26 protein-coding genes are annotated in these 23,873 nt (G+C 33.9%); 22 read left to right on the top strand and 4 right to left on the bottom strand.

Features of this window, described 5'->3' with window-relative positions; genetic code table 11:
• The first annotated feature begins 214 nt into the window (after nucleotides 1–214).
• From M1D66_RS16215 to M1D66_RS16200, 4 genes are all read left to right on the top strand, one after another.
• Entirely contained in the window at nucleotides 215–802 is a 588-nt protein-coding gene (locus tag M1D66_RS16215) for a YpjP family protein (RefSeq protein WP_001134421.1), read from the top strand.
• A gap of 106 nt (nucleotides 803–908) precedes the next feature.
• Complete coding sequence (locus tag M1D66_RS16210; protein WP_041184029.1) at nucleotides 909–1,544, top strand: HAD family hydrolase; 636 nt, start codon at nucleotides 909–911, stop codon at nucleotides 1,542–1,544.
• A 1-nt stretch (nucleotide 1,545) separates the two neighbouring features.
• Entirely contained in the window at nucleotides 1,546–1,932 is a 387-nt protein-coding gene (locus tag M1D66_RS16205) for a VOC family protein (protein WP_001094668.1), read from the top strand.
• Nucleotides 1,933–1,943: 11 nt separating this feature from the next.
• Nucleotides 1,944–2,876, top strand: a complete 933-nt coding sequence (locus M1D66_RS16200) for an aminoglycoside phosphotransferase family protein (protein ID WP_000692085.1) — start codon at nucleotides 1,944–1,946, stop codon at nucleotides 2,874–2,876.
• A gap of 50 nt (nucleotides 2,877–2,926) precedes the next feature.
• Here the strand turns inward: M1D66_RS16200 and M1D66_RS16195 are convergent, their stop codons facing one another.
• Nucleotides 2,927–4,384, bottom strand: coding sequence for a serine hydrolase (locus M1D66_RS16195; RefSeq protein ID WP_000034344.1), 1,458 nt, complete (start codon nucleotides 4,382–4,384; stop codon nucleotides 2,927–2,929).
• Nucleotides 4,385–4,582: 198 nt separating this feature from the next.
• Between M1D66_RS16195 and M1D66_RS16190 the strand changes: the two genes are divergently transcribed.
• From M1D66_RS16190 to M1D66_RS16170, 5 genes are all read left to right on the top strand, one after another.
• Complete coding sequence (locus M1D66_RS16190) at nucleotides 4,583–5,539, top strand: thymidylate synthase (protein WP_000679609.1); 957 nt, start codon at nucleotides 4,583–4,585, stop codon at nucleotides 5,537–5,539.
• Nucleotides 5,540–5,558: 19 nt separating this feature from the next.
• A complete protein-coding gene (locus M1D66_RS16185) occupies nucleotides 5,559–6,047 on the top strand; it encodes a dihydrofolate reductase (RefSeq protein WP_000637205.1) in 489 nt (162 codons plus the stop codon).
• Between the two features lie 155 nt (nucleotides 6,048–6,202).
• Nucleotides 6,203–8,188, top strand: a complete 1,986-nt coding sequence (pbpC, locus tag M1D66_RS16180) for a penicillin-binding protein 3 (RefSeq protein ID WP_242554610.1) — start codon at nucleotides 6,203–6,205, stop codon at nucleotides 8,186–8,188.
• 241 nt (nucleotides 8,189–8,429) lie between these two features.
• The gene (locus tag M1D66_RS16175) at nucleotides 8,430–9,065 is read left to right on the top strand and encodes an FMN-dependent NADH-azoreductase (RefSeq protein WP_000170025.1); all 636 of its coding nucleotides are present in this window, start codon (nucleotides 8,430–8,432) and stop codon (nucleotides 9,063–9,065) included.
• A 110-nt stretch (nucleotides 9,066–9,175) separates the two neighbouring features.
• A complete protein-coding gene (locus M1D66_RS16170; protein WP_000616577.1) occupies nucleotides 9,176–9,895 on the top strand; it encodes a lysophospholipid acyltransferase family protein in 720 nt (239 codons plus the stop codon).
• A gap of 41 nt (nucleotides 9,896–9,936) precedes the next feature.
• On the opposite strand, the gene trhA is transcribed toward M1D66_RS16170, so the two are convergent.
• Entirely contained in the window at nucleotides 9,937–10,593 is a 657-nt protein-coding gene (gene trhA / locus M1D66_RS16165) for a PAQR family membrane homeostasis protein TrhA (RefSeq protein WP_000136889.1), read from the bottom strand.
• 213 nt (nucleotides 10,594–10,806) lie between these two features.
• Between trhA and M1D66_RS16160 the strand changes: the two genes are divergently transcribed.
• From M1D66_RS16160 to M1D66_RS16145, 4 genes are all read left to right on the top strand, one after another.
• A complete protein-coding gene (locus tag M1D66_RS16160) occupies nucleotides 10,807–10,992 on the top strand; it encodes a twin-arginine translocase TatA/TatE family subunit (RefSeq protein WP_000492443.1) in 186 nt (61 codons plus the stop codon).
• A gap of 42 nt (nucleotides 10,993–11,034) precedes the next feature.
• Complete coding sequence (gene tatC, locus M1D66_RS16155) at nucleotides 11,035–11,775, top strand: twin-arginine translocase subunit TatC (protein ID WP_000431523.1); 741 nt, start codon at nucleotides 11,035–11,037, stop codon at nucleotides 11,773–11,775.
• A 328-nt stretch (nucleotides 11,776–12,103) separates the two neighbouring features.
• Entirely contained in the window at nucleotides 12,104–12,355 is a 252-nt protein-coding gene (locus tag M1D66_RS16150) for a DUF2535 family protein (protein ID WP_000629012.1), read from the top strand.
• 154 nt (nucleotides 12,356–12,509) lie between these two features.
• Nucleotides 12,510–13,352, top strand: coding sequence for a DegV family protein (locus M1D66_RS16145; RefSeq protein WP_086385963.1), 843 nt, complete (start codon nucleotides 12,510–12,512; stop codon nucleotides 13,350–13,352).
• A 329-nt stretch (nucleotides 13,353–13,681) separates the two neighbouring features.
• On the opposite strand, the gene M1D66_RS16140 is transcribed toward M1D66_RS16145, so the two are convergent.
• Nucleotides 13,682–14,656: an MBL fold metallo-hydrolase gene (locus tag M1D66_RS16140; RefSeq protein ID WP_242554609.1), complete on the bottom strand. Its 975-nt coding sequence runs from the start codon at nucleotides 14,654–14,656 to the stop codon at nucleotides 13,682–13,684.
• 335 nt (nucleotides 14,657–14,991) lie between these two features.
• Between M1D66_RS16140 and M1D66_RS16135 the strand changes: the two genes are divergently transcribed.
• Complete coding sequence (locus M1D66_RS16135; protein WP_000833335.1) at nucleotides 14,992–15,579, top strand: SCO family protein; 588 nt, start codon at nucleotides 14,992–14,994, stop codon at nucleotides 15,577–15,579.
• Nucleotides 15,580–15,613: 34 nt separating this feature from the next.
• Here the strand turns inward: M1D66_RS16135 and M1D66_RS16130 are convergent, their stop codons facing one another.
• Nucleotides 15,614–16,078 (bottom strand): Hsp20/alpha crystallin family protein, encoded by a 465-nt coding sequence (locus M1D66_RS16130; RefSeq protein ID WP_001288085.1) that lies wholly within the window; start codon nucleotides 16,076–16,078, stop codon nucleotides 15,614–15,616.
• Between the two features lie 217 nt (nucleotides 16,079–16,295).
• Between M1D66_RS16130 and asnB the strand changes: the two genes are divergently transcribed.
• The 8 genes from asnB to M1D66_RS16090 all read left to right on the top strand — a co-directional run bounded on the left by asnB (nucleotide 16,296) and on the right by M1D66_RS16090 (nucleotide 23,816).
• Nucleotides 16,296–18,197, top strand: coding sequence for an asparagine synthase (glutamine-hydrolyzing) (asnB, locus tag M1D66_RS16125; protein WP_000333816.1), 1,902 nt, complete (start codon nucleotides 16,296–16,298; stop codon nucleotides 18,195–18,197).
• Between the two features lie 93 nt (nucleotides 18,198–18,290).
• Nucleotides 18,291–18,650: a GNAT family N-acetyltransferase gene (locus M1D66_RS16120; protein ID WP_000627523.1), complete on the top strand. Its 360-nt coding sequence runs from the start codon at nucleotides 18,291–18,293 to the stop codon at nucleotides 18,648–18,650.
• 51 nt (nucleotides 18,651–18,701) lie between these two features.
• Nucleotides 18,702–19,031, top strand: a complete 330-nt coding sequence (locus M1D66_RS16115) for a hypothetical protein (protein WP_000200455.1) — start codon at nucleotides 18,702–18,704, stop codon at nucleotides 19,029–19,031.
• Between the two features lie 102 nt (nucleotides 19,032–19,133).
• Nucleotides 19,134–20,120: an N-acetylmuramoyl-L-alanine amidase gene (locus tag M1D66_RS16110; RefSeq protein ID WP_242554608.1), complete on the top strand. Its 987-nt coding sequence runs from the start codon at nucleotides 19,134–19,136 to the stop codon at nucleotides 20,118–20,120.
• Between the two features lie 238 nt (nucleotides 20,121–20,358).
• Entirely contained in the window at nucleotides 20,359–21,321 is a 963-nt protein-coding gene (locus M1D66_RS16105) for an ABC transporter substrate-binding protein (RefSeq protein WP_000581989.1), read from the top strand.
• A gap of 126 nt (nucleotides 21,322–21,447) precedes the next feature.
• Nucleotides 21,448–22,323: a D-amino-acid transaminase gene (gene dat, locus M1D66_RS16100; protein WP_000643834.1), complete on the top strand. Its 876-nt coding sequence runs from the start codon at nucleotides 21,448–21,450 to the stop codon at nucleotides 22,321–22,323.
• A gap of 98 nt (nucleotides 22,324–22,421) precedes the next feature.
• A complete protein-coding gene (locus M1D66_RS16095; protein WP_001105284.1) occupies nucleotides 22,422–23,069 on the top strand; it encodes a nitroreductase family protein in 648 nt (215 codons plus the stop codon).
• Nucleotides 23,070–23,327: 258 nt separating this feature from the next.
• Nucleotides 23,328–23,816 carry a putative periplasmic lipoprotein gene (locus tag M1D66_RS16090; RefSeq protein ID WP_000713500.1) on the top strand — a complete coding sequence of 163 codons (489 nt, stop codon included), beginning with the start codon at nucleotides 23,328–23,330 and terminating at the stop codon, nucleotides 23,814–23,816.
• The last annotated feature ends 57 nt before the right edge of the window (nucleotides 23,817–23,873 follow it).

The following is a 23,873-nucleotide window of genomic DNA, read 5'->3' as shown; positions in this document are numbered from 1 at the left end:
TATACTTGCGGCGGAATACATGACATCTAAAGTCATCTGATCGCCTCCTTATTGTTGTTGTATTTTTATTGTATGAAATCTTACAATTTCATATTCAAGTGAAAAATATGTGAACGTTAACAAAATTGTAAAGTGCAAAAATTACAATCATTTTGTATAATAGAAGAAACCACCGTTATATAAAAAATAATGAGTGAAAGGGGAGGGAACATAAATGCCAAATTGGTTTAGAAAAACCTTAGTCGCATTAATTACCGTGTTTACATTTGGTTTAGTGACGCCTCCTTCCATATTACTTGATAATGCCAAAGCTGCGGACAAGCCTACGAGCACAGCTGGGCAACAAAGTTTGGAGAGCACGTCCTATACATATGAAGAAACGAATGACAGGTTAACCACCGATACTTTTATTACTTATGCAATGCAAGAAGCAGAGAAGCAGTCGATGCAAAAGTTTGGTACTAAAATTGGTCCAGTAATTGAAGATGAGTTTAAAGATGTAATATTACCGAAAATTGAAGAGGCAATTGCTGAGCTTGCTAGTGATGTACCAGAAGATTCACTACAATCATTAGCGATTTCTCAAAAACCAGCTGGTGGAAATAACGAGAAGATTTTTCACGTCTACGATACGAAATCTGGAAATGATTTATTGCGTTTCCATGTAAGAAGAGATCATCCACCGCAAGATGGTTATTATTTTAATTTCCATTACCACCGTTTTGATGATGGATACTCTGGACATCATGAGTTAGGAAATATTTATTGGAATACGAATGTACCACCGAAATGGTTGTCTTAAAAAGAACAAGAGAAAATCTTGTTCTTTTTTATTTTTATAGAAGGGGCAGACAACTATGTTGTTGAATAACATAGGTTTAGAAAAAAGAAGCAAAGGGAGTATGGGAATGCAAAAATATATTGTTTTTGACTTTGATGGCACATTAGTAGATTCACAAAATATATTTGTGCCGATTTATAATCAACTTGCTGAAAAACATGGGTATAAAGCAGTAAAGGAAGACGAAATTGAACATTTACGTAAATTAACGATGCCAGAGAGATGTAAACAACTTAATGTACCACTGTATAAACTACCGATATTAGCGTTGGAATTTTATAAATTATATCAGCCTGCTATAAAAAATCTCGTTTTGTTCCATGGGATGAAAGAAGTATTAGATGAACTACATAAAAAAGGCTACGGAATTGCAGTCATATCATCGAACTCAGAAGAGCATATTCGGGCGTTTTTACACAAGAATGGTATCGAAAATATTCAAGAAGTGTATTGTTCTAAAAATTTGTTTGGTAAAGATAAAATCATAAAAAGATTTTTGAAATCAAAAAAAATAACAGAGAAAGATATGTTATATGTCGGTGATGAACAGCGAGACGTAGCAGCGTGTAAAAAGGCTGGAGTGAACGTAATTTGGGTATCTTGGGGATATGATGTTATTGAAACAGTGAAAAAAGATGCACCAGATTACATGGTTCATAAGCCGATGGAAATTGTGCAAGTAGTACAAGGAGCGTATTCTTAATATGAATACACTGCGAGCAGGCATTCATCATATTGAATTTTGGGTAGCAAATTTAGAGGAATCCATTTCTTTTTATAATAAGTTGTTTTCCATAATTGGGTGGAGAAAGTTAAATGAAGTAGCATATAGCACAGGAGAAAGTGAAATATACTTTAAAGAAGTAGATGAGGAAATTGTAAGGACGTTAGGGCCTAGACATATTTGTTATCAAGCTATTCATAGAGAAGTAGTTGATGAAGTAGCAGATTTTCTTTCTAGTACGAAAGTGAAGGTAATACGTGGTCCAATTGAAATGAATCATTATTCGGAAGGTTATTATACGATTGATTTTTACGATCCGAATGGATTTATTGTAGAAGTTGCCTATACACCAAATGCAGAAATGTAAGGGGAATAGATATGAAGATAATTACAGCATGGCAAAATAATATACAAATAGTAAAAGATGCAGTGGATATTAAAGAAATTTCTAAAGGTTTTTCGCCTGATAAGAAATATATAATTACGAGTACGAATAATGAAAAATATTTATTGCGGACAGGCGATATAAAAGAGTATGAAAGAAAGAAAATAGAGTTTCAAATTTTAAATGAAATGCAAAATCGTAGTGTGCAAGCACAAAAACCAATTGAAATGGGTTTGTTGGCAGAAGAAGGTTTATGCTATGGCATTTTTTCATATTTAGAAGGGGAGGATGCGAAGAAGCTATTGCCTACGTATTCACCAAAAGAACAATATGATATTGGTATAGAGGCAGGAAAAGATTTAGCAAAAATGCATACATATGAAGCTCCTAATAATATACTTCCATGGTATGAAAGAGCAATGAAAAAACATAGTAAATATTTAGAGGCATATAAAACATGTGGAATAAACATAAAAAATGATGATAAAATCATAAAGTTTATTGAAGAAAATGAAATATCTTTAAAGAACCGCCCAAATCGATTTCAACACGATGATTTTCATTTAGAAAATATAATTGTACGGGATGGAAAATATGTAGGTGTTGTTGATTTTAATGGCTACGACTGGGGCGACCCACTTCATGATTTTGTGAAAATTGCACTGTTTGCAAGGGACATTAGTATTCCGTATTCAATCGGACAAATAGAAGGATACTTTAATAGGAAAATACCAGAGGAGTTCTGGAAATTATACACAGTGTACGTTGGCATGACAGTTTTCTCCTCAGTTGTCTGGACATTACGAGCAGCACCGCATATGTTAGAGGATATGTTAGAGCGTCTTACTATAGTTTTAGAGGATCATAATAACTTTGAGTTATCGAAGCCAATTTGGTTTCAACCAGATAAGATTGATATGAAATAGAAAAGGTAGGTGTGATTCGCACCTACCTTTATTTTTTACCATCAAGATACTTATTTAATTTTCTTAAATGTAAGCGGCTGAGTACTTAATGTAGTTGGTACATGTAACTGAAGGGATGGGAATTCACCACTTACATTCATTTCATAAGCGAATAATAAGCTCATTTTCATTTGGAATAAGTCAACTTTTGCGGAGAAGATGTCGTAATGATGATGCCCTAATTGAATATCCATTTCCATAAATTGTACATATAACGAATCATCTCGTTTGTATACTTGTAATGTTCCGTATGCAGGATGTTCAAAAGTACCAGTATAATCCTCTAACTTGTGCGAAGGTGTAGTCCCTTTAATTTGTTCAGGGAGGGATTCAGTTGCTTCTTTCATCATTTCCTTCATTTTTTTAGTATCTTCTACAGCACGTTTATGCCAATCAATGGATTCTAATTCAAGTAGTTCGTCATAAATTTGATTAGCGAGATAAGTAGGAAGTAATGTTCCTCCAGCATTCGTTAAAATGACAAGGCCTATGTTTTCTGTTGGTATGAATGAAACAAGCGCTGAAAATCCATCGATATTACCGCCATGATGAATCACTTTTTTACCACGATAAGCGCTAATAAACCAACCAAGACCGTAACTATTTAATGGAGATTCAGGGAGTGATAAAACCGGTTGGTCTGGAATTGAATTGTGTGGTGTATACATTTGTTGTAATAATTCAGAGGAGATTAATTCATGATCTCCAAATTTTCCTTCATTTAAGTGGAGAAGTACCCAATTTGCCATATCTTCAATTGTGGAATTAATACACCCAGCAGCGCCAACTGTATCGATGTTACGGAATGGAACTGCTTTTATTTCACCGTCATTTTCAATGTAAGGTAAAGCATAATCATCTGTAGTTTGTGAATCGTTAACAGAGAAGTTTGTATGTCTCATATTTAAAGGTTCTAAAATATGTTCTGTAGTGTATTGCTCCCACGTTTGATTTGTAATGTTTTCAACAATGTAGCTAATTGTTGCATACATTAAGTTGTTATATAGAAATGCAGTCCGGAACGGTGCATCAAGTGGTAAATGTTTTATTTTTTCAACGAGATCTTTTCGAGATAAGGAAGAACTGTACCAAAGAGCCTCATGACGACTCACTCCAGTTCGATGAGAAGCTAAATCCCGTCCTGTAACTTGTGAGCTAGCAAGTAGTTCAGATAAAGTAAAGTTAGGTATATAAGACTGGATAGGGGTATCCCAATTAAACTTTTTTTGCTGTGCTAACAAGCTTAATGAAAGTGTGCCAAATGCTTTCGTTGAGGAACCGATTGCGAATCGAGTATTCGGTGTAACAGCCTCTTTTGTTTCTATATTACGATAGCCAAAACCTTCTGAAATAATAACTTCACCGTCTTTTATAACAGCGACAGCAGCACCAGGAACATTTAAATCCTTCATCATTTTTTCAACCGTTGTTTGTAAAGAAGTCATAACAGGCGTTTCAATTTTAGACATACTTCTAACCTCCAAATATAAATTTTGTTCTACCGCACTATACTTTCGGTAATAGAAAATGAAAACCTTTTTATATTCGGAAAGTTAATAATTTTGTAAGAATTAGCGCAAGAAATTTTATTAATTAGGATTATTAAATTTATCATTTTTCATGTTATGATAAATTGCATATACGATTGAAAGAAGGTTTTCCTACATATGAAACATGCTGAAAATGAATACTTAAATTTATGCCGCCATGTAATGGAACATGGTACGAAGAAAGAAGACCGTACAGGGACAGGCACTGTATCTGTATTTGGATATCAAATGCGTTTTGATCTAAGTAAAGGTTTTCCTTTATTAACAACAAAGAGAGTACCGTTTCGCCTTGTAGCAAGTGAACTGCTTTGGTTTATGAAAGGTGATACAAATATTCGCTATTTATTGCAGCATAATAATAACATTTGGAATGAATGGGCTTTTAAGAGCTGGGTAGAAAGTGATGAGTATACTGGTCCTGACATGACTGATTTTGGTCTTCGCTCACAACAAGATGAAGAATTTAAAGTACAGTACGACGAGCAAATGGAATTGTTTAAAAAGAACGTTTTAGAAGATGATGAGTTCTCAAATAAATATGGTTATTTAGGAGACGTTTACGGTAAACAGTGGCGTGCTTGGAAAACGACAGCTGGTGAGACACTTGATCAATTAAAAGATGTAATTGAAATGATTAAAAAAACACCAGACTCACGTCGTTTAATCGTTTCTGCTTGGAATCCAGAAGATGTACCAAGTATGGCCTTACCGCCTTGTCATACGTTATTCCAGTTTTATGTAGCAGATGGAAAGCTTTCTTGTCAGTTATATCAAAGAAGTGGTGACATATTCCTTGGAATTCCATTTAACATTGCAAGTTACTCATTACTAACACATTTAATTGCACATGAATGCGGACTTGAAGTGGGAGAATTTGTTCATACAATTGGTGATGCACACATTTATACAAATCATTTTGAACAAGTAGAAAAGCAATTGGCACGTGAACCACGTCCATTCCCGAAACTTACATTAAATCCAGATGTGAAATCTGTTTTCGATTTTGAAATGGAAGATTTAACGATTGAAGGATACGATCCGCATCCAGCAATTAAAGCACCGGTTGCAGTATAATTGTAGAGGAGATGAAAAAATGATTGTTTCATTTATGGTCGCTATGGACGAAAATAGAGTAATTGGTAAAGATAATAATTTACCTTGGCGTTTACCGAGTGAATTACAATACGTGAAGAAAACAACGATGGGTCACCCGCTTATTATGGGAAGAAAGAACTATGAAGCGATTGGTAGACCACTGCCTGGAAGACGTAATATTATTGTAACTCGTAATGAAGGGTATCATGTTGAAGGCTGTGAAGTTGTTCATTCTGTAGAAGAAGTGTTTGAACTATGTAAAAATGAAGAAGAGATTTTTATTTTTGGTGGAGCGCAAATTTACGATCTCTTTTTACCTTATGTAGACAAGTTATATATAACAAAAATCCATCATGCATTTGAAGGAGATACATTCTTCCCAGAAATAGATATGACAAATTGGAAAGAGATTTTTGTAGAAAAAGGTTTAACGGATGAAAAAAACCCGTATACGTATTATTACCATGTATATGAGAAACAACAATAATAAAAAAGATTGATGTGAGAATTCGCATCAATCTTTTTATTTATATTCACTAATATAAGTTTATAGATGAGATTCGATAGTGCTATAATGATAGGTAGCATGTAAAAATGCTAAAATTTTCAAAAGTACTAATATAGAAAGAGGAGGAGAATCGATTGAGAAAGATATGGGGGATTCTTTTTCTTTGCTTAACATTCATGTTAGTTGGATGTGGTAAAGAAGAAAAACCACAAGAAGCGTTTGATACATATGTAAAAGCGTGGAATAAACAAAAATTTGCAGATATGTATGATCAACTATCAAAAAATGCAAAAAAAGATATTTCAAAGAAAGAGTTTACTGAGAAATATGAAAAAATTTATTCTGGTATCGAAGTGAAAGACTTAAAGGTAGAAACAGGGGAAGTAAAAGAAGATAAAAAAGATGAAGGTCCTGTTCCTTTTAAAGTAAGCATGGATACAGTTGGTGGTAAAATTACATTTGGTCATGAAGTAAAAATGGTGAAAGAAAAAGATGGAGATAAAGAATCTTGGAAAATAGATTGGACTCCTGATTTTATTTTCCCAGGCATGACGAAAGATAGTAAAGTGCGTATGCAGACAACACAGCCAAAACGTGGTGAAATATACGATCGTAATGGAAAAGGTCTTGCAACGAATGGGAAAGCTTCTGAAATCGGATTGATTCCTGAAAAGTTAGGCGATACTGCTCCGCAAACGAAAGAAACAGTAGCGAAGTTATTAAATATGTCTGTAGAAGAAATTGATCAAAAATTAGCTGCTAAATGGGTAAAACCAGGGTATCTCGTACCAATTGGAATTTTGCCTGAAGGGGCAACACAAAATACGTACATTGATTTACCAGGTGTTTCAACAAAACCTGTAAATGTTCGTACATATCCGTTAGGGGAAGCGGCAGCTCATCTGACTGGTTATATTGGAAAGGTAAATGCTGAAGATTTAAAAACGCTACAAAAGAAAGGCTATCAAGCTGATGACCCAGTTGGTAAAGCTGGTTTAGAGCAAGTATTAGAGGAAAAGTTACGCGGTAAAAAAGGTGGCCGTGTCTTTGTAGAAGATGCGCAAGGAAAAGAAATTAAAAACTTGGCAAAAACAGATGCTGTTGATGGAGAAAATGTAACTTTAACTATTGATAGTGCTGTTCAAGAAAAAACGTATAATGAAATGAAGGGCGAAGCTGGTTCAAGTGCAGCAATTAATCCGAAAAGTGGAGAAACAATTGCACTAGTAAGTAGTCCAGCATATGATCCTAATATAATTGCACGAGGGACATCGAAGGCACAACGCGAAGCTTGGAATAATGATCCGAAAAAACCAATGACAAATCGCTTTACACAATTGTCGGTACCAGGTTCTGTATTTAAACCTATTACAGCTGCAATTGGTCTTGAAACGAAAACGATTGATCCAAAAGAAGAGTTGAAAATTGAAGGATTAAAATGGACAAAAGATTCTTCTTGGGGTAATTACTATGTAACGCGTGTGAAAGATGCAAATCCGATTGATCTTGATAAGGCGATGAAATACTCGGATAATATTTACTTCGCACAAGAAGCTTTGAAAATCGGAAAAGACAAGTTTATGAGTGAAGCAAAAAAATTCGGATTCGATGAGAAACTACCAATTGAATATGGATTCCCTGCTTCTAAAATTGCAAATGACGGCATTAAAAATGATATTCAAATGGCAGATACGGGATATGGACAAGGACAAGTATTAATGACTCCTCTTCATTTAGCTTTAACGTATGCGCCAATTGTAAATGATGGAACGATTCCGTCACCGTATATTATTAAAACAGATAAACAACCAAAAGCTTGGAAAGAAAATGTAATTTCTAAAGGAAATCAGGATATATTAAAAACTGCAATGACGAAAGTAATTAATGATCCAGATGGTACAGGGAAAATTGCTAAAATTGATGGCATGACTCTTGCTGGAAAAACAGGTACAGCGGAATTAAAAGTATCAAAAGAGGCCGAAGGAAAAGAACTAGGTTGGTTCGCTGCATTTGATTTAAATTCCCCAGATATGGTCATTACAATGATGATTGAAGATGTAAAAGGTAGAGGCGGAAGTAATATTCCAGCTGAAAAAGTAAAACATGTATTTCAAAAATAATATGTAATAGTAGGCTATCTCTATAAGTTGTAGAGGTAGCCTTTTTATATGAAAGAGTTCTTAATATCTGTATACTGAATTTTAAGGAAACAAAGTAAATCATTAACTTACGAAAAAAAAGTAGCTATTTTTTATTGACATTGATTAAAACTTTTTGTATTATACTTACATAAGGTAAGTTATTAACTTTTAAAAAACAAATCTTGAATTAAAGATAAAGAGAAAAAAGGGAGAGAATACAATGACAAAAGTACTATTTATTACAGCAAATCCAAATTCAGCAGAAGGTTCTTTCGGAATGGCAGTAGGGGAAGCTTTCATCGAAGCTTATAAAAACGAACATCCACAAGACGAAGTTGTAACAATTGATTTATTCAACACTACAGTACCAGCAATTGATGCAGATGTATTTGCTGCTTGGGGTAAATTTGCAGCAGGTGAAGGCTTTGAAGCTTTAACTGAAGTTCAACAACAAAAAGTAGCAGCAATGAACACAAACTTAGAAACATTTATGAATGCAGATCGTTATGTATTCGTAACTCCAATGTGGAACTTTAGCTATCCACCAGTAGTAAAAGCATACTTAGATAACGTAGCAATCGCAGGTAAAACATTCAAATATACTGAAAATGGTCCAGTCGGCTTATTAGAAGGTAAAAAAGCGCTTCACATTCAAGCAACAGGTGGCGTATATTCTGAAGGAGCATACGCAGCTGTAGACTTCGGTCGCAATCACTTAAAGACTGTATTAGGATTTGTCGGTGTAAATGATACTGAATATATTGCAGTTGAAGGTATGAATGCAAACCCTGAAAAAGCACAAGAAATTAAAGAAGCAGCAATTGCTAATGCTCGTGAATTAGCAAAACGTTTCTAATATAGAATGCTTAAAAAGTCCGAACACTTGCTGTTTGGACTTTTTTTCTTCTTTTTCCTTCGTTTGTCTAGTATAATGAAGGTCGGAATGATAATAGGTGGGGGTTCTGTATGATTCAAACGTTTTTTAAAATCTTTTATTTAATTTTAATCGTAATTGCGATTACACCGAGAATGTGGCGTCTTAAAAGACAAGTAAATACGATGGCGCCAAAAGAAAAAGACAATGCTGTGTATAAAACGACAAATTGGTTTGGTAAGAAAATGGTACGTGTAGCTGGAGGGGCAGTAGAAGTGAAAGGACTTGAAAATGTTCCGAAAGACAAGCCAGTACTAGTTGTAAGTAATCACCAAAGTAATATGGATATCCCTGTTTTACTAGGTTACTTAAATAAACCAATTGGATTCGTTTCAAAAGCAGAGATTAAAAAGTTCCCAGTTGTACCAACTTGGATGGAACTGATGAATTGTGTATTTATGGATCGTAGCGATCGTCGTCAATCTCTTCAAGCGATTAAAGATGGAATTGAACTATTAAAGAATGGACATTCTATTGTAATTTTCCCTGAAGGAACGAGAAGTAAGGGTGGCGAAGTTGGAGAGTTTAAGGCTGGTAGTTTTCATCTGGCAGTAAAGTCAGGTGTAGCAATTTTACCTGTAACGTTAGATGGTACATATAAGATGTTTGAAGCGAATGGAAATCGTATGAAGCCAGCTCATGCAACAGTAACAATTTCTAAGCCGATTACACCTGAAGATTATGCGAATATGGATATTAAAGAATTAACGAAGCATACACAGGAAGTTATTGCATCACAATTACATAAGTAATAAAAAAGGATTCAGCTTATAGTAAGCTGAATCCTTTTTTATTATGCTGTAGGTAAGACATAAAAGAGTACACAGAAGAACATCATCGCACTACCACCTAAAACGAACAGGTGCCATATGGCATGGTTGAAAGGTAGCTTTTCCCAAAGGAAGAATATAGCTCCAACAGAATATAAAATTCCACCTGCTAAAAGTAGTGAAAAACCATGTCCAGTTAGATTTTCATAAAGTGGTTTAATAGCAACGATTATGAGCCATCCCATAATGATGTAACATAAAGTTGAAGCCTTTATAAAGCGACGTACAAAGAAAATTTTGAAGACGATACCTCCGATTGCTAGTGTCCATATTATAGCAAGCAACGTCCATCCTAATGGGCCACGAAGTGTAATAAGTAGAAAAGGAGTATACGTGCCAGCAATCAATAAGTAAATGGCTGAATGATCTAAAATAGTAAATATTTTTTCTACTTTAGGATGATGAATGCTATGTAGCAATGTTGAAAACAAGTACAGTAAGAACATGCTTACACCATAAACAGTAAATGCAACTACGGCTGATGCGGTACCGTGCTTAGAAGCATGAATAATCAATATGATTAAGGCAGGGATGCTTAAAATGGCACCGATACCATGTGTAATTGCATTTGCAATTTCTTCTTTTACAAATTGGGTCATTCGTGTCATTTTTTCAGTCATAATGCAAATCCTTTCTACTATCATAAAATAATATGTCATTTCCCTTACCATATCATACACAAGAGCAATAGAAAATGAAATTTGTATAATTGATTATATTTTTGAATTTTTTTGACAAAAGACAATGGATTTGTTGACGTTTTCAAACTTTTTTGACAAAATAAAATTATGTAATAGTAGGACAAGGAAACTACTAATAAAGGGGATGGGGAAATGTTTTCAAATATTGGCTTTCCAGGGTTAATTTTAATTTTAGTAGCAGTACTCATTTTATTTGGACCTAAAAAATTGCCGGAAATCGGGAAGGCTTTAGGGGAAACGTTAAAAGAGTTTAAAAAATCAACGAAAGAATTGACAGATGACGCATTTCAAGAAAAGGAAAAGAAAGAAAAAATGTAGTGTATTTTCCTTGTAATGGATAAATAAAGTGTGGTGAACGAGATGGAAAATCGGGAAATGAGCGTAGTAGAACATATTGTTGAGCTTCGAAAAAGAGTAATATATACGGTGTTATCCTTTGTACTATTTTTAATTATTGGATTTACTTTTACAAAGGATATTTATTTTTGGCTTGTAAAAGATTTACCAATGAAATTAACTGTTCTCGGTCCAAGTGATGTATTGTGGATTTTTTTCTCGATTGCTACAGTATTTGCTATCGTTTGTACAATTCCTTTTGCTGCTATACAAATTTGGTTATTTGTAAAACCGGGTTTACATCCAAATGAACAAAAGATGACAATAATGTATATACCGGTATTGTCTATATTATTTATTGCAGGTTTATGTTTTGGATACTTTATTGTAATGCCGTTTCTATTTCACTTTTTAACTACGATAGGTAATGAAATGTTTAATACGATGTTTACGACAGAAAAGTATTTTCATTTTGTACTTAATTTAACAGTTCCATTTGCTGTGATTTTTGAATTGCCAGTCGTTGTAATGTTTTTAACTAGTATTGGAATACTTACGGCGGAATTTTTAATAAAAATAAGAAGGTATGCTTACGTAGCATTAATTATCATTGCATCTTGTATATCACCGCCAGACTTTTTATCTCATAGTTTAGTTGCAGTGCCGCTTATTTGTATTTATGAAGTAAGTATTGCGTTATCAAAGGTTGTTAGTAAGAGGAAAAAGAAAAGAGAAGAAATGCAGTCGAAAAGTGCCTCGTTATAAAGGCACTTTTTTATTTATTTGTTATACTATAGCTATAAACGTATACAATATATAGAAGAAAAAAATTATAGAATCTCCAAAATTTAGACAAACTTTGCGCTTTTATAAGCTTATACTAAATGTATTAAACAATTGATGGATAATGAGATTCCCGTCTCAGAGATATTTAGGACGGGAAGGTGAATTAGGTGGAGATGAATAGAGTATAAATCTTCTAGCGATAAGGACTACAGAAATCATATAAGGCTGATTTTACTCCACTTTAAACAACGTGTTACAGCGCAAAGTAGAGGAAGTTCAAAATCCAATGAAAAAGAGGATTGATATTGTGATTACGAAAAGTTTTTATTTCACTCATTCAACAGGGGATTGCATTAAAATATTCGAAATCCCTGTCCTACAGGCACAGCATCCATTATCGTTTCTAATTCAGTCTCGTCTTCAATTATTTATTGCAAAAATTCAAAAACAAAAACACCCAAGATTTTCGTATTCTTTCCGTGAATATTTACAAAATTGTTTGAAGTGGAATGATTATTTAAATGTATATAAAACAAATACCCTTGAAAAAAATGCATGATACGAAGTACGGACAGGGTTAGTAAACTCTGTCTTTTTCATTTTAGATATGAAAATATAATTAATTTGATGAAATTTCGTTCCAAATTGTTGAAAGCAATGGGAATACTAGTATAATAACAAGGAGAGCGTATTGGAAAGGGAAGAAGTATAGTATGCAAAAAATTAAAATTGTAACAGATTCAACGGCAGATTTATCACAAGACGTAATCGAAAAGTATGACATTCATGTTTTACCATTATCAATCTCTGTAAATGGACAAACATATTTAGATCGCGTTGATTTACAACCTGACGAATTTATTGAAGAAATGATTAAATCAGAGGAATTACCAAAAACATCACAACCAGCTATGGGTACATTTGTAGAAATGTATGACAAGCTAGGGGAAGATGGAAGCGAAGTCCTTTCTATCCATATGACAAGTGGAATGAGCGGTACTGTAGCAACTGCAAATAGCGCTGCATCAATGACTGATACAAAAGTAACAGTTGTTGATTCTCAATTTATTACACATGCTTTAGCATATCAAGTAATTGAAGCTGCAAAAATGGCAAATGGCGGACGCTCACTAGAAGAAATTTTAAAACGTGTAGATGAAGTAAGAAAGAATACTCGTTTATATGTAGTAGTGGATACATTAGAAAACTTAGTGAAGGGTGGACGTATCGGTAAAGGAAAAGCGTTTATCGGTTCTCTACTTAATATAAAGCCAATTGCTAGTCTTGAAGACGGTGTTTATAATCCTGTAACGAAAGTTCGTAGCCAAGGCCAAATTGTAAAAACATTAGCTAAGTTATTTGAGCAAGATACGGCTGGAAAAGTCGTAAAAGCTGTTGCAATTCCGCATGCGAAAGCAATTCCTTTAGCTGAAAGTATGAAAGCGGCGGTTGAAAAAGTGAGTGGATTTGCTCAATCAGAAATTTTCTATACAACGCCTATTATTAGTACTCACACAGGTCCGGGCGCAATCGGATTTATGTATTTAGCAGAGTAATAAAAAAGCTACTTGAAAATATATTTCAAGTAGCTTTTTTATGTAAATAGAAAGTAAGAAATAAGAAGAGCTACACAGGCACTACCGCTAATGATATAGCGAGTCTGTAAATATTCATTCATAGAAAACACCCTTTATCCCGCTATTTGCGGACAGTAAAACTCTCTACCTCAAATTTAGCTGGAGCAAAGAGGTTAGGTAGCGGGCTGCCCGTAAAAGCTTGATTGGTGAAGGCAAATAATCAGTGGGGATGAAGAAAACCCACTAATTAAATTTTCACTATAGGATTTTCTATATTATATGTTGGATATAGAAAATCAGTCATTACGTTACACATGTAAAGTTTCAATTTTTTCGTTTATTTGCTTATTATTTGTTGCGTTACTATAAATAAAAGTTTGACCTAAAAAGAGTACATGCAGTTGTTCCCACGGTAACATGCGCAAATTCCAATTATTTCGAAGTCTAGTTATTGCTTCACGAGGTGTTTCATCGGCGAGTGCAAAAGCTCCGTAATGCATTGGTATAAAATGCGTAGCGTTTAAATCTAAATAAGCTTGCACGGCCTCTTCAGGTGAAACATGAGATACTTTCATAACCCATTCTGGTTCATAAGCGCCAATGGGCATAAGAGCAATATCAATTAAAAAGCGTTCACCAATTTCTTTGAAACCTTGGAAATAGCCACTGTCACCACAAAAATATATGGTTTCCATAGTCGTTTCATTATCAATAATCCATCCACCCCAGTGAGACGTATTCATATCAAATAAGAATCTTCTCGTCCAGTGCTGAGCAGGTACGAAATGAAAAGAAACTTCGTTAATTATCGTACTTTCCCACCATTTATACTCTTCTACATGTTTAAATTTCTTACGAGTAAATAATTTTTTTAATCCAATAGGTACAAGATATAGAACATCATCATTCAACTGACGAAGAGTTGAAAAATCTAAATGATCATAATGACCATGTGAAATAAGGACAATATCAATTTTAGGTAGTGCTTCTATAGAGAGTCCAGGTTCTGTAAGTCTTGGAACTAGCTTTAATTTATTAGCCCATACTGGATCTGTTAATATATTAAGTCCATTCGTTTGGATAAGAAAAGTGGAATGCCCAATCCATGTGATAGTCGTTTTTTCAACATTACTTTGCAAGAATGCACTTTGTTTAACGGGTGATTGTTCTACTAAGAAAGAAAAATCTTTTTTGTTTTGCTTTCGTTCTTTACGCCAGCGTAAAAAAGAGCGAATTGATTTTTTTGTACTAACATTATCCATATTTTCATAGCGCTTTGCCATGAACATCACCTCATTTAAAATCGTTGTATTTGTATTGTACCGAAATGTTGTTAAGGAATACAGTGTAAAACATGGATTAATGTTTAAGGAATTGTTAAAAAATAGGGAGAGGTATTTACAAAAGTAACAATAAAATTAGTTTTATCACTTTTATTTATAGAAATAATAGTAAAAAAATATATTTTGTCTAGTAATTCGCTTGAAATAAAGAAGTAACATACGTAAATTCGTACGATTTCGTGAACAAATGTAGTAAACAATTTTCTCGTAGTGTTAACTTTTGTTATTATAAACATAACCTATTTAAATTTAGGATAGAGAAAAGAGGTTTATAAATGAAGCGTTATCAAAAAATAATTGGTCTTATGGTTGTATTTTGTCTCTTTGTACTTGCTGGATGTAGTGAATCAGGTTCAAAGCTTCGTAAACCATTAAATTGGGATTTAGAAACCTTCCAATTTACAAATCAAGATGGAAAGCAATTTGGTACAAAAGATTTAAAAGGGAAAGTTTGGGTTGCAGATTTTATGTTCACAAATTGTCAGACAGTTTGTCCACCAATGACTGCAAATATGGCCAAGCTTCAAAAGATGGCAAAAGAAGAGAAATTAGACGTTCAGTTTGTTTCATTTAGTGTAGATCCAGACCTTGATAAGCCAGAAAATCTGAAAGCTTTTATTCAAAAGTTTACAGAGGATACTAGTAACTGGAATTTATTAACGGGGTATTCGTTAGAAGATATTACAAAGTTTTCAAAAGATAATTTCCAATCACTTGTAGATAAGCCGGAGAACGGTCAGGTCATGCATGGTACATCATTTTATTTAATTGATCAAAACGGAAAAGTAATGAAAAAGTATAGTGGCATTAGTAATACGCCATACGAAGACATTATACGTGATATGAAGCGATTAGTTGGTTAAAAATAAGGGTGCATAGCACCCTTATTTTTTTGCATTAGTCTATCGATAAAATGTCATGTTGCTGGGGAAGTTTCGGCGCCCGAATTTCTAATACGCCGTTTTGATAAGAAGCTTTTGCCGCTTTTTTATTAATTGAATACGGCAATTTAATCAATCTTGATGCTTCTGAAATGGAACGTTCTCGGCGATAATAGTTATGGGATGTTTGTTCTTCTTCCTCTTCAAGTATCTCTTCTTTTACAGAGACTTTTAAGTATTCACTTTGTATTTCAATTTGGATTTGTTCTTTTTGTATACCTGGTAGTTCAGCTGTAACAACGAGTTCTTCACCAACTTCATATAAATCTACAGGGAATGTTAATAAACGGTTTCCTTTTTGGAAAAAATGATTTAAATCAGCGATTACATTGCGAAGAGGTGTTTGCTCGAAGAAATCATCAATTTGCTTTAAGTAATTACGAACCGGTGGGCGAGAAGAATCTTTTTTTTCTTCACTCATGGTATTCCCTCCTAGAAATCAATTTGCAATATCATATGACAAAAGCGGAGAAAGGTGAGTGCCTAGTTTTCATGTTTTCATAAAAAATTGTTAAAAATGTGAAATGGAGTGATTTTTTTATAGTTTTTGGTCGCCATATTCAGTTGATTATGCTAGTATAAATAGGGTTGATATAGTAGTATAGAGACAGAATGAAAACTGAAAGAGGGTAAGAAGTATGTGTGGTTTTGTAGGATGTTTATGTGAAAACCCTAGAGAGTTTTCAGAAACAGAAAAACATCAATTTGAAAATATGAACACGATGATTTTCCACCGTGGTCCAGATGACGAAGGATATTTTCGTGATGAACATGTACAATTTGGCTTCCGCCGTTTAAGCATCATTGACTTAGAGGCAGGACATCAGCCGCTAACTTATGAAAATGATCGATATGTAATTATTTTTAATGGTGAAATTTACAACTATGTAGAATTACGTGAAATGTTACTTGAAAAAGGTGCAACGTTTGCAACGCAATCTGATACAGAAGTTATCATTGCATTGTATGCACATATGAAAGAAAAATGTGTAGATTACCTTCGTGGTATGTTTGCATTTATGATTTGGGATCGTGAAGAAAAGAAACTTTTCGGTGCACGTGACCACTTCGGTATTAAACCTTTATACATCGCACAACAAGGTGATACTACATTCTTCGCATCTGAGAAGAAAAGTATTATGCATGTGATGGAAGATAAAGGCGTTAATCCAACGTCACTACAACATTACTTTACGTACCAATATGGTCCAGAGCCAGAAACTTTAACAATTGATGTTAATAAAATCGAGCCTGGTCATTATTTCGTAAAAGAAATTGGTAAAGAGATGGAAATCCATCGCTACTGGAAACCTTATTTCAACGCTTCAAGTGCAACGAAAGAGGAGCATATCCAAGCAATTCGTGATGTGTTATATGATTCAGTAAAAGTGCATATGCGTAGTGATGTACCAGTAGGTTCATTCTTATCTGGTGGTATCGATTCATCTATCATCGCTTCTATCGCAAGAGAAATGAATCCAAATCTTTTAACATTCTCTGTTGGTTTTGAGCAACGTGGTTTCAGTGAAGTTGATGTTGCGAAAGAAACTGCTGAGAAATTAGGCGTTAAAAACCATAACGTATTCATTTCAGCGAAAGAATTTATGGATGAGTTCCCAAAAATCATTTGGCATATGGATGATCCTTTAGCTGATCCAGCAGCTGTACCATTGTACTTCGTTGCGAAAGAAGCACGTAAACATGTAACAGTTGTTCTTTCTGGTGAAGGCGCAGACGAGCTATTTGGTGGTTATAACATTTACCGTGAGCCAAACTCACTAAAAATGTTCTCTTACATTCCTAGCCCAGGTAAGAGCGTTCTAAAAGCATTAAGTGGTGCTCTTAAAGAAGGATTTAAAGGTAAGAGCTTCCTAGAGCGTGGATGTACACCAATTGAAGAGCGTTACTATGGAAATGCTAAAATCTTCCGTGAAGAAGAAAAAGCTGAATTAATGAAGTATTACAATGAAAGTGTTAACTATATGGATATCACGAAACCATTGTATAACGAGATTAAAGACTATGATGATGTAAGTAAAATGCAGTACATTGACATGTTCACATGGTTACGCGGTGACATTTTATTAAAAGCTGATAAAATGACAATGGCAAACTCATTAGAACTTCGTGTACCGTTCTTAGATAAAGAAGTATTCGATGTTGCATCTAAAATTCCAACTGAATTTAAGATTGCTAACGGAACTACGAAAGCTATTTTACGTGAAGCAGCACGCGGAATCGTTCCAGATCACGTATTAGATCGTAAAAAACTTGGATTCCCAGTACCAATTCGTCACTGGTTAAAAGACGAAATGCATGATTGGGCTATAAATATTATAAACGAAAGTAAGACAGAGCATTTAATCGACAAACAGTATGTATTAAACTTACTGGAAGCACATTGTGCAGATAAAGGCGATTATAGCCGTAAAATTTGGACTGTACTTGCGTTTATGGTATGGCACCAAATTTATGTTGAGCATAAATACGATACGAATAAGTTCCATGAAGAAACAAAACGTGCGTATAGCTTAGTTTAATTAGAAAAACCTTAAGATCGCATACGGTCTTAAGGTTTTTTTCATAAATAGGAAGTATTATTGATACAATAATAGTAAAAGGATGGACAACATATGATTACGTTTGAGAAAGTTACTGTAGAAAATGAAAGCGTTGTTAAAGAAATGTTTAAATCGCATAGTTTAGGTGAGAAAAAGGTACAGTACTGTGTGAAAGTTGATGATACATATATTGGTGTAATAGATTATAGTGTACAAGAGGAACGGGCTGTTTTATCACAGCTAATTATTCATTTTGATTACCAAGGTTACGGTTATGGTACAAATACGTATTTTACATTTGAAGAAATGATGAAACAAAGAAATGTGAAAGAAATAAAAGTGCTACAAGAGAAATTAACAGAAAAGGCGAAGTCTTTCATAGAGAGTTTTGGTTTTACTTCAGAAGATGAAGAGTATGTAAAGAAAATATAACGATGATTATTTATGCGATACAATAAATATAAGGCAGGTGGATGTATGACGATGACTTCTGGTCTTGTATTAATTGGAGGGTGCTTTATAGTAGCAGAATTATGTCATATAATCATTCGGAAAAGAATGATTAAGAAAAAAAAGCCGTATGAATTACAATACGTCCCTGTCTTTTTCATTATGTTTTGTATGCTTAGTACATTACAAAATCTAATAAACTTTCCACCACTTGTAAATGTTTTTTTAAAGTTCGGTTTACTTTATAGTGGTGTTGGAATAGCACTTTTATTTATTTTATTTTGCATACGTTATGTTCACTATCAATCGTATATATTTATTTTAAATTGGTTAAAGCAAGATGATAGAAACCGCCTTACATAAGGCGTTTTTTTTATTTGCAATTGTAACAGAACTTGTATATTTCACATAAAATAGGACGAGTAGAAATGCAAACATATTACAAGAAAGGGGCGGGGCAATAAAATGAAACTTGTTATAGACGCAGGGCACGGTGGATATGATTCTGGTGCTGTTGGTAATGGTTTAGTAGAAAAAAACTTAACACTTCAAATTGCTAGACGCGTTCGAGACATTTTAACGGTAAATTACCCAATTACAATTAAAATGACACGTGATAGTGATGTGTTTATTTCTTTATCTGAACGTGCTAATATTGCTAATGCTTTCAGTGCGGATTATTTTATTTCATTTCATATTAATAGCGGCGGGGGTACAGGTTTTGAAAGTTATATTTATAATGCATTATCCAATAGCAGCACTGCATATGCAAAGCAACAAAAAATGCATACAGCTGTCAATCCTGTATTAACAAAATATGGTCTTCGTGATCGAGGAGCAAAAAAAGAAAATTATGCGGTATTAAGAGAAACAGCAATGGATGCAATTTTAACTGAGACTGCTTTTATTGATACAGCGTTTGATGCAAATTTATTAAAAAATCCACAATTTATTGAAGATTTAAGTCAAGCGTATGCAAATGGAATAGCAGCTATTTTTGGAGTAACTCCAAATCCACAACCTCCTAACCCACAACCGACACCTCAAACGAAGGGAATCGCTTATGTTCTTGGGAAAAATGTAAATTTAAGAAATGGTCCATCAACTTCTTCCTCAGTTATTCGTCAATTAAATTCTCCAGAATCTTACGTTGTATATCAAGAAAGTAACGGATGGCTAGATTTTGGGAATGGACAATGGGTGTATAATGATCCTTCTTACATTAATTTTGTAAAGACAAGCAATAGTGATGGAAGCCCAATTGGGGTTGCATATATACAAGGGATGAATGTAAATTTAAGAAGTGGTCCATCAACTACATCTGCAGTAATCCGCCAATTAAATTCTCCAGAATCTTATTTAGTATATATAAATGAAAATGGTTGGTTAAACCTTGGGGGAAATCAGTGGGTATATAATGACTCAGCGTATATTAAGTATACTCAATATTAGGAATTGAAATGATAGTGCAATATGGATGCGTATCCTTGTTATGTATAACAAGGGTACGCATTTTAATAACAACATTTTTTTCATACTTATGCACTATGTTTTAAAAAGAAACATTAGAAAAGCGGATAGAATCTAAATAGTATATATTAAAAAAGTTTTCTGATATACATTGACAATGTATGTAAGATACATTAATCTTTAAATGTTAATGATAATCGATTTCATCTAGGGAGGACATATGATACATACTAAAAAACTAATTATGTTCTGCATTATGATACTCATGGTTGTAATTGCAGGATGTAGTAAAGAAGAGAAAAAAGAAAATAATATATCAGCGAAAGCAAAAGATTCATATACGGTAAAGCATGCAATGGGTGAAACGACAGTAAATGGTACACCTAAAAAAGTTGTTGTTTTAACAAATGAAGGCGCAGAGGCTCTCCTAGCTGTGGGCGTAACGCCAGTGGGGACTACGAAACCACGTGCTGGTGATGAATGGTATCCTCATTTAGCGAAAGAGTTAAAAAACACGGAAGTTGTAGGAACTGAACGTGATATTAATTTAGAGGCTGTAATGAAGCTTAAGCCAGATTTAATTATCGGAAATAAAATGCGTCATGAAAAAATATATGATCAGCTAAAAGAAATCGCACCAACTGTTTATGCAGAAACATTACGCGGTGATTGGAAAGAAAACTTTACACTTTATACAAAAGCTGTAAATAAAGAAAAAGAAGGGCAAAAAGCTCTTGATGATTATAAAAAACGCATTGAAGGAATGAAAGAGAAGTTGGGCGATAAATTGAATTCTAAAGTTTCTATTATTCGTTTCGTGCCAGGTGATGTTCGTATTTATCAAAAAAACTCATTCTCGGGCGTTGTTTTAAATGATATTGGATTTAAACGACCACCATTACAAGATAAAGATGATTTTGCGATAAAAGGAATTACAAAAGAGCAGATTCCAAATATGGACGGAGACTACTTATTCTATTTCACGTCTGATAAAGATGCAGATAAGAATAATGAAGGAAATTCGTTAGCGAAGGAATGGACAGAAGATCCACTCTTTAAGCAACTACAGGCTTCTAAAAATAATAAAGTATTCCAAGTAGATGAGGTAATTTGGAATACAGCAGGCGGTATTAAAGCTGCGAACCTTATGTTAGATGATATTGAAAAATATTTCCTTAAATAAATGATAAAATACATCACTTTTACGAAGTGATGTATTTTTAGTTTGTAAAAATACAGAAAATTCCTTCTTTCAGGGTGTCATAAGTTGTACAATAAAATCAATCATGTGATAAAGGAGTGGGGAAGAATGAAAGCTATTCATAAAGATTGGATCTTGTTTAATGGGAGAATGATTAATACGAAAGAAGAACAGCCGATGGTAGCATTAGAAGAGCGAGGCTTTCAATTTGGTGATGGGATTTATGAAGTATTTAGACTATACGATGGCAAGCCTCATTTATTAGATTTACATTTGGAACGATTCTTTAACTCTATGGCAGAAATAAAACTAATTCCACCATTTACGAAGGAAGAATTAGTAGAAGAGTTATATCAAATGATTGAAAAAAATCAATTTCAAGAAGATGGGAATGTATATTTACAAATATCAAGAGGTGCACAACCGCGCAATCATGTATATGAATCAGATTTACAACCGACATATTTTGCAAATCTTGTTTCGTTCCCAAGACCAGTTGCTTCAATGGAGGCAGGGATTAAGGTGACAGTAGAAGAGGACATCAGGTGGAAGTTTTGCCATATAAAATCTTTAAATTTGCTTCCTAATATCATGATCAAAAACAAAATAAATGAACAAGGGTATCAAGAAGCAATATTAGTACGAGATGGTATTGTGACTGAAGGGTGTCATTCCAATTTCTTTATCGTGAAGAATAATAAGTTGATTACACATCCAGCGGATCATTTCATTTTACATGGTATTACACGTCACTATGTAATTACATTAGCGAAAGAGTTACATATCGATGTAGAGGAACGAGAGTTTTCATTACAAGAAGTATATGACGCTGAGGAGTGCTTCTTTACAGCGACGCCACTTGAAATATTCCCAGTCGTTCAAATTGGTGATGAACAGTTCGGGGCTGGTGAAAGAGGACCAATTACGAAAAAACTACAAGCTGCATACGAAGAGAGTATTCGTTTGTTGAAAGTGACAAATTAATCATGAAGAAAAAAGCTGGTATTCTTCCAGCTTTTTTTCATGATATAATTCAAGCATAGGACAAGTTTTGAAAACGCTGTAAAAAGGGGATTTAATATATGAATTATGAAGATTTTAAAGAAGTAATTCACGGAAGACGAAGTGTTAGAAAGTTTACAGATCAAGAAGTATCTACTAATGATATAAAAGAAATAATTGATTGTGCTCGTTACGCACCAAGTGATACGAATTCACAAACGTGGGAATTCTTAGTTATCATGAATCGAGAGAAGATTAAAGAAATTGAACAAATGACATGGGATGCATTACATAAACTTGCGGCAAAAGCAGCAGAAAATGGAGAAGAGAAAGCAGGGAAATTACTTACACGTTCTTTCGGACCATATGCAACAGCTTTCTCGGAGGCACCAGTATTAATCGTATGTTTGGCAACACCATATGAATCAAAGTTCCGTGAAAAGATATTTGATCCAATTGCTTTTGTTCCAGATTCAGTTTGGGAAGAAGAAGGCATTAAGAGTAGCTGTTTAGCGGCACAAAACTTAATGCTAGCTGCACATGCAAAGGGACTTGGTACTTGTCCAATGACAGGGCCAGTATTACTAGCTCAAGATGAACTGCGCCAATATTTACAAATTGAGCCTGAAAAACAAATAAATATGGTTATTTCACTCGGATTTCCGAAAGATAAACCGAAGAAACTTCCAAGAAAAGAAGTAGATGAGATTACAACGTTTGTTTTTTAATTGCTGTATAGAAAAGACATTGAATTAACAATGTCTTTTTATTTTTGAGGGTATGTAATTCATATGTTGGGCTAAAATGATAGATAAGAGGGAATTACTATTTATTTCATAAAAAAAATTAATGTTCTATTAAGGAAAGTATGATACATTAATCGTGAGCAAGATTCTATTTGTTCATGAAAGTGTTGAAAGTAGTCTCAAAATTTAAAAGTTATTTTTGTATAATAAATTATAATGAAGTTACAGGGGGGATGAATTTTGAAAAAATTCATAATCACTGGATTGTCTGTATTGTTATTAGTTGGTTGCGGTGCTCCACAGGAAAAACAGGACGCGCAATCAAAACAGGAAGAACAAGTTGTAAACGCAAGTGATGAGAATATGGTTGTATTTCCTGAAGGAGCAATGTCAATTGGAGAAGGGAAAGTAAAAGTTATTACTCCAGATGGTACTTCTGAAAACGGCAATATACCGACTGTATTTATCAAAAAGGATACGTTAATTCAGCAAGTTGAATTAGAACTTTCTAATTTTCAAAGTGATAAAGAAACATTCGTATTTGTAGATCAAATGTATACAGATAAACATCAAGTAACTAGTACAACGCAGACAACAGTGCAGTTAAAAGAAAAAACGCTGGAAACAGGTAGTCATACAATTACTGCAGTTCAGTATGAAAACAATGACCCGAAAGGAAAGGTTATTAGTTTTAATCAAGCAACATTTGAGACAAAACCTGCGTCTTAATAAGAATAAAAAGTACATTACTCAAAAAGTAGTGTGCTTTTTTGTTTGGACAGAGTG

Source organism: Bacillus sp. PK6-16 (assembly GCF_056530295.1).
The sequence above is the reverse complement of the archived record's forward strand: the minus strand, read 5'-3'. Positions and strand labels throughout refer to the sequence as shown.

Coding starts and splice junctions, on each gene's coding strand:
- M1D66_RS16215 (WP_001134421.1), top strand. CDS start 215: ATGCCAAATTGGTTTAGAAAAACCTTAGTCGCATTAATTACCGTGTTT.
- M1D66_RS16210 (WP_041184029.1), top strand. CDS start 909: ATGCAAAAATATATTGTTTTTGACTTTGATGGCACATTAGTAGATTCA.
- M1D66_RS16205 (WP_001094668.1), top strand. CDS start 1,546: ATGAATACACTGCGAGCAGGCATTCATCATATTGAATTTTGGGTAGCA.
- M1D66_RS16200 (WP_000692085.1), top strand. CDS start 1,944: ATGAAGATAATTACAGCATGGCAAAATAATATACAAATAGTAAAAGAT.
- M1D66_RS16195 (WP_000034344.1), bottom strand. CDS start 4,384: ATGTCTAAAATTGAAACGCCTGTTATGACTTCTTTACAAACAACGGTT.
- M1D66_RS16190 (WP_000679609.1), top strand. CDS start 4,583: ATGAAACATGCTGAAAATGAATACTTAAATTTATGCCGCCATGTAATG.
- M1D66_RS16185 (WP_000637205.1), top strand. CDS start 5,559: ATGATTGTTTCATTTATGGTCGCTATGGACGAAAATAGAGTAATTGGT.
- M1D66_RS16175 (WP_000170025.1), top strand. CDS start 8,430: ATGACAAAAGTACTATTTATTACAGCAAATCCAAATTCAGCAGAAGGT.
- M1D66_RS16170 (WP_000616577.1), top strand. CDS start 9,176: ATGATTCAAACGTTTTTTAAAATCTTTTATTTAATTTTAATCGTAATT.
- trhA (WP_000136889.1), bottom strand. CDS start 10,593: ATGACTGAAAAAATGACACGAATGACCCAATTTGTAAAAGAAGAAATT.
- M1D66_RS16160 (WP_000492443.1), top strand. CDS start 10,807: ATGTTTTCAAATATTGGCTTTCCAGGGTTAATTTTAATTTTAGTAGCA.
- tatC (WP_000431523.1), top strand. CDS start 11,035: ATGGAAAATCGGGAAATGAGCGTAGTAGAACATATTGTTGAGCTTCGA.
- M1D66_RS16145 (WP_086385963.1), top strand. CDS start 12,510: ATGCAAAAAATTAAAATTGTAACAGATTCAACGGCAGATTTATCACAA.
- M1D66_RS16140 (WP_242554609.1), bottom strand. CDS start 14,656: ATGGCAAAGCGCTATGAAAATATGGATAATGTTAGTACAAAAAAATCA.
- M1D66_RS16135 (WP_000833335.1), top strand. CDS start 14,992: ATGAAGCGTTATCAAAAAATAATTGGTCTTATGGTTGTATTTTGTCTC.
- M1D66_RS16130 (WP_001288085.1), bottom strand. CDS start 16,078: ATGAGTGAAGAAAAAAAAGATTCTTCTCGCCCACCGGTTCGTAATTAC.
- asnB (WP_000333816.1), top strand. CDS start 16,296: ATGTGTGGTTTTGTAGGATGTTTATGTGAAAACCCTAGAGAGTTTTCA.
- M1D66_RS16120 (WP_000627523.1), top strand. CDS start 18,291: ATGATTACGTTTGAGAAAGTTACTGTAGAAAATGAAAGCGTTGTTAAA.
- M1D66_RS16115 (WP_000200455.1), top strand. CDS start 18,702: ATGACTTCTGGTCTTGTATTAATTGGAGGGTGCTTTATAGTAGCAGAA.
- M1D66_RS16110 (WP_242554608.1), top strand. CDS start 19,134: ATGAAACTTGTTATAGACGCAGGGCACGGTGGATATGATTCTGGTGCT.
- M1D66_RS16105 (WP_000581989.1), top strand. CDS start 20,359: ATGATACATACTAAAAAACTAATTATGTTCTGCATTATGATACTCATG.
- dat (WP_000643834.1), top strand. CDS start 21,448: ATGAAAGCTATTCATAAAGATTGGATCTTGTTTAATGGGAGAATGATT.
- M1D66_RS16095 (WP_001105284.1), top strand. CDS start 22,422: ATGAATTATGAAGATTTTAAAGAAGTAATTCACGGAAGACGAAGTGTT.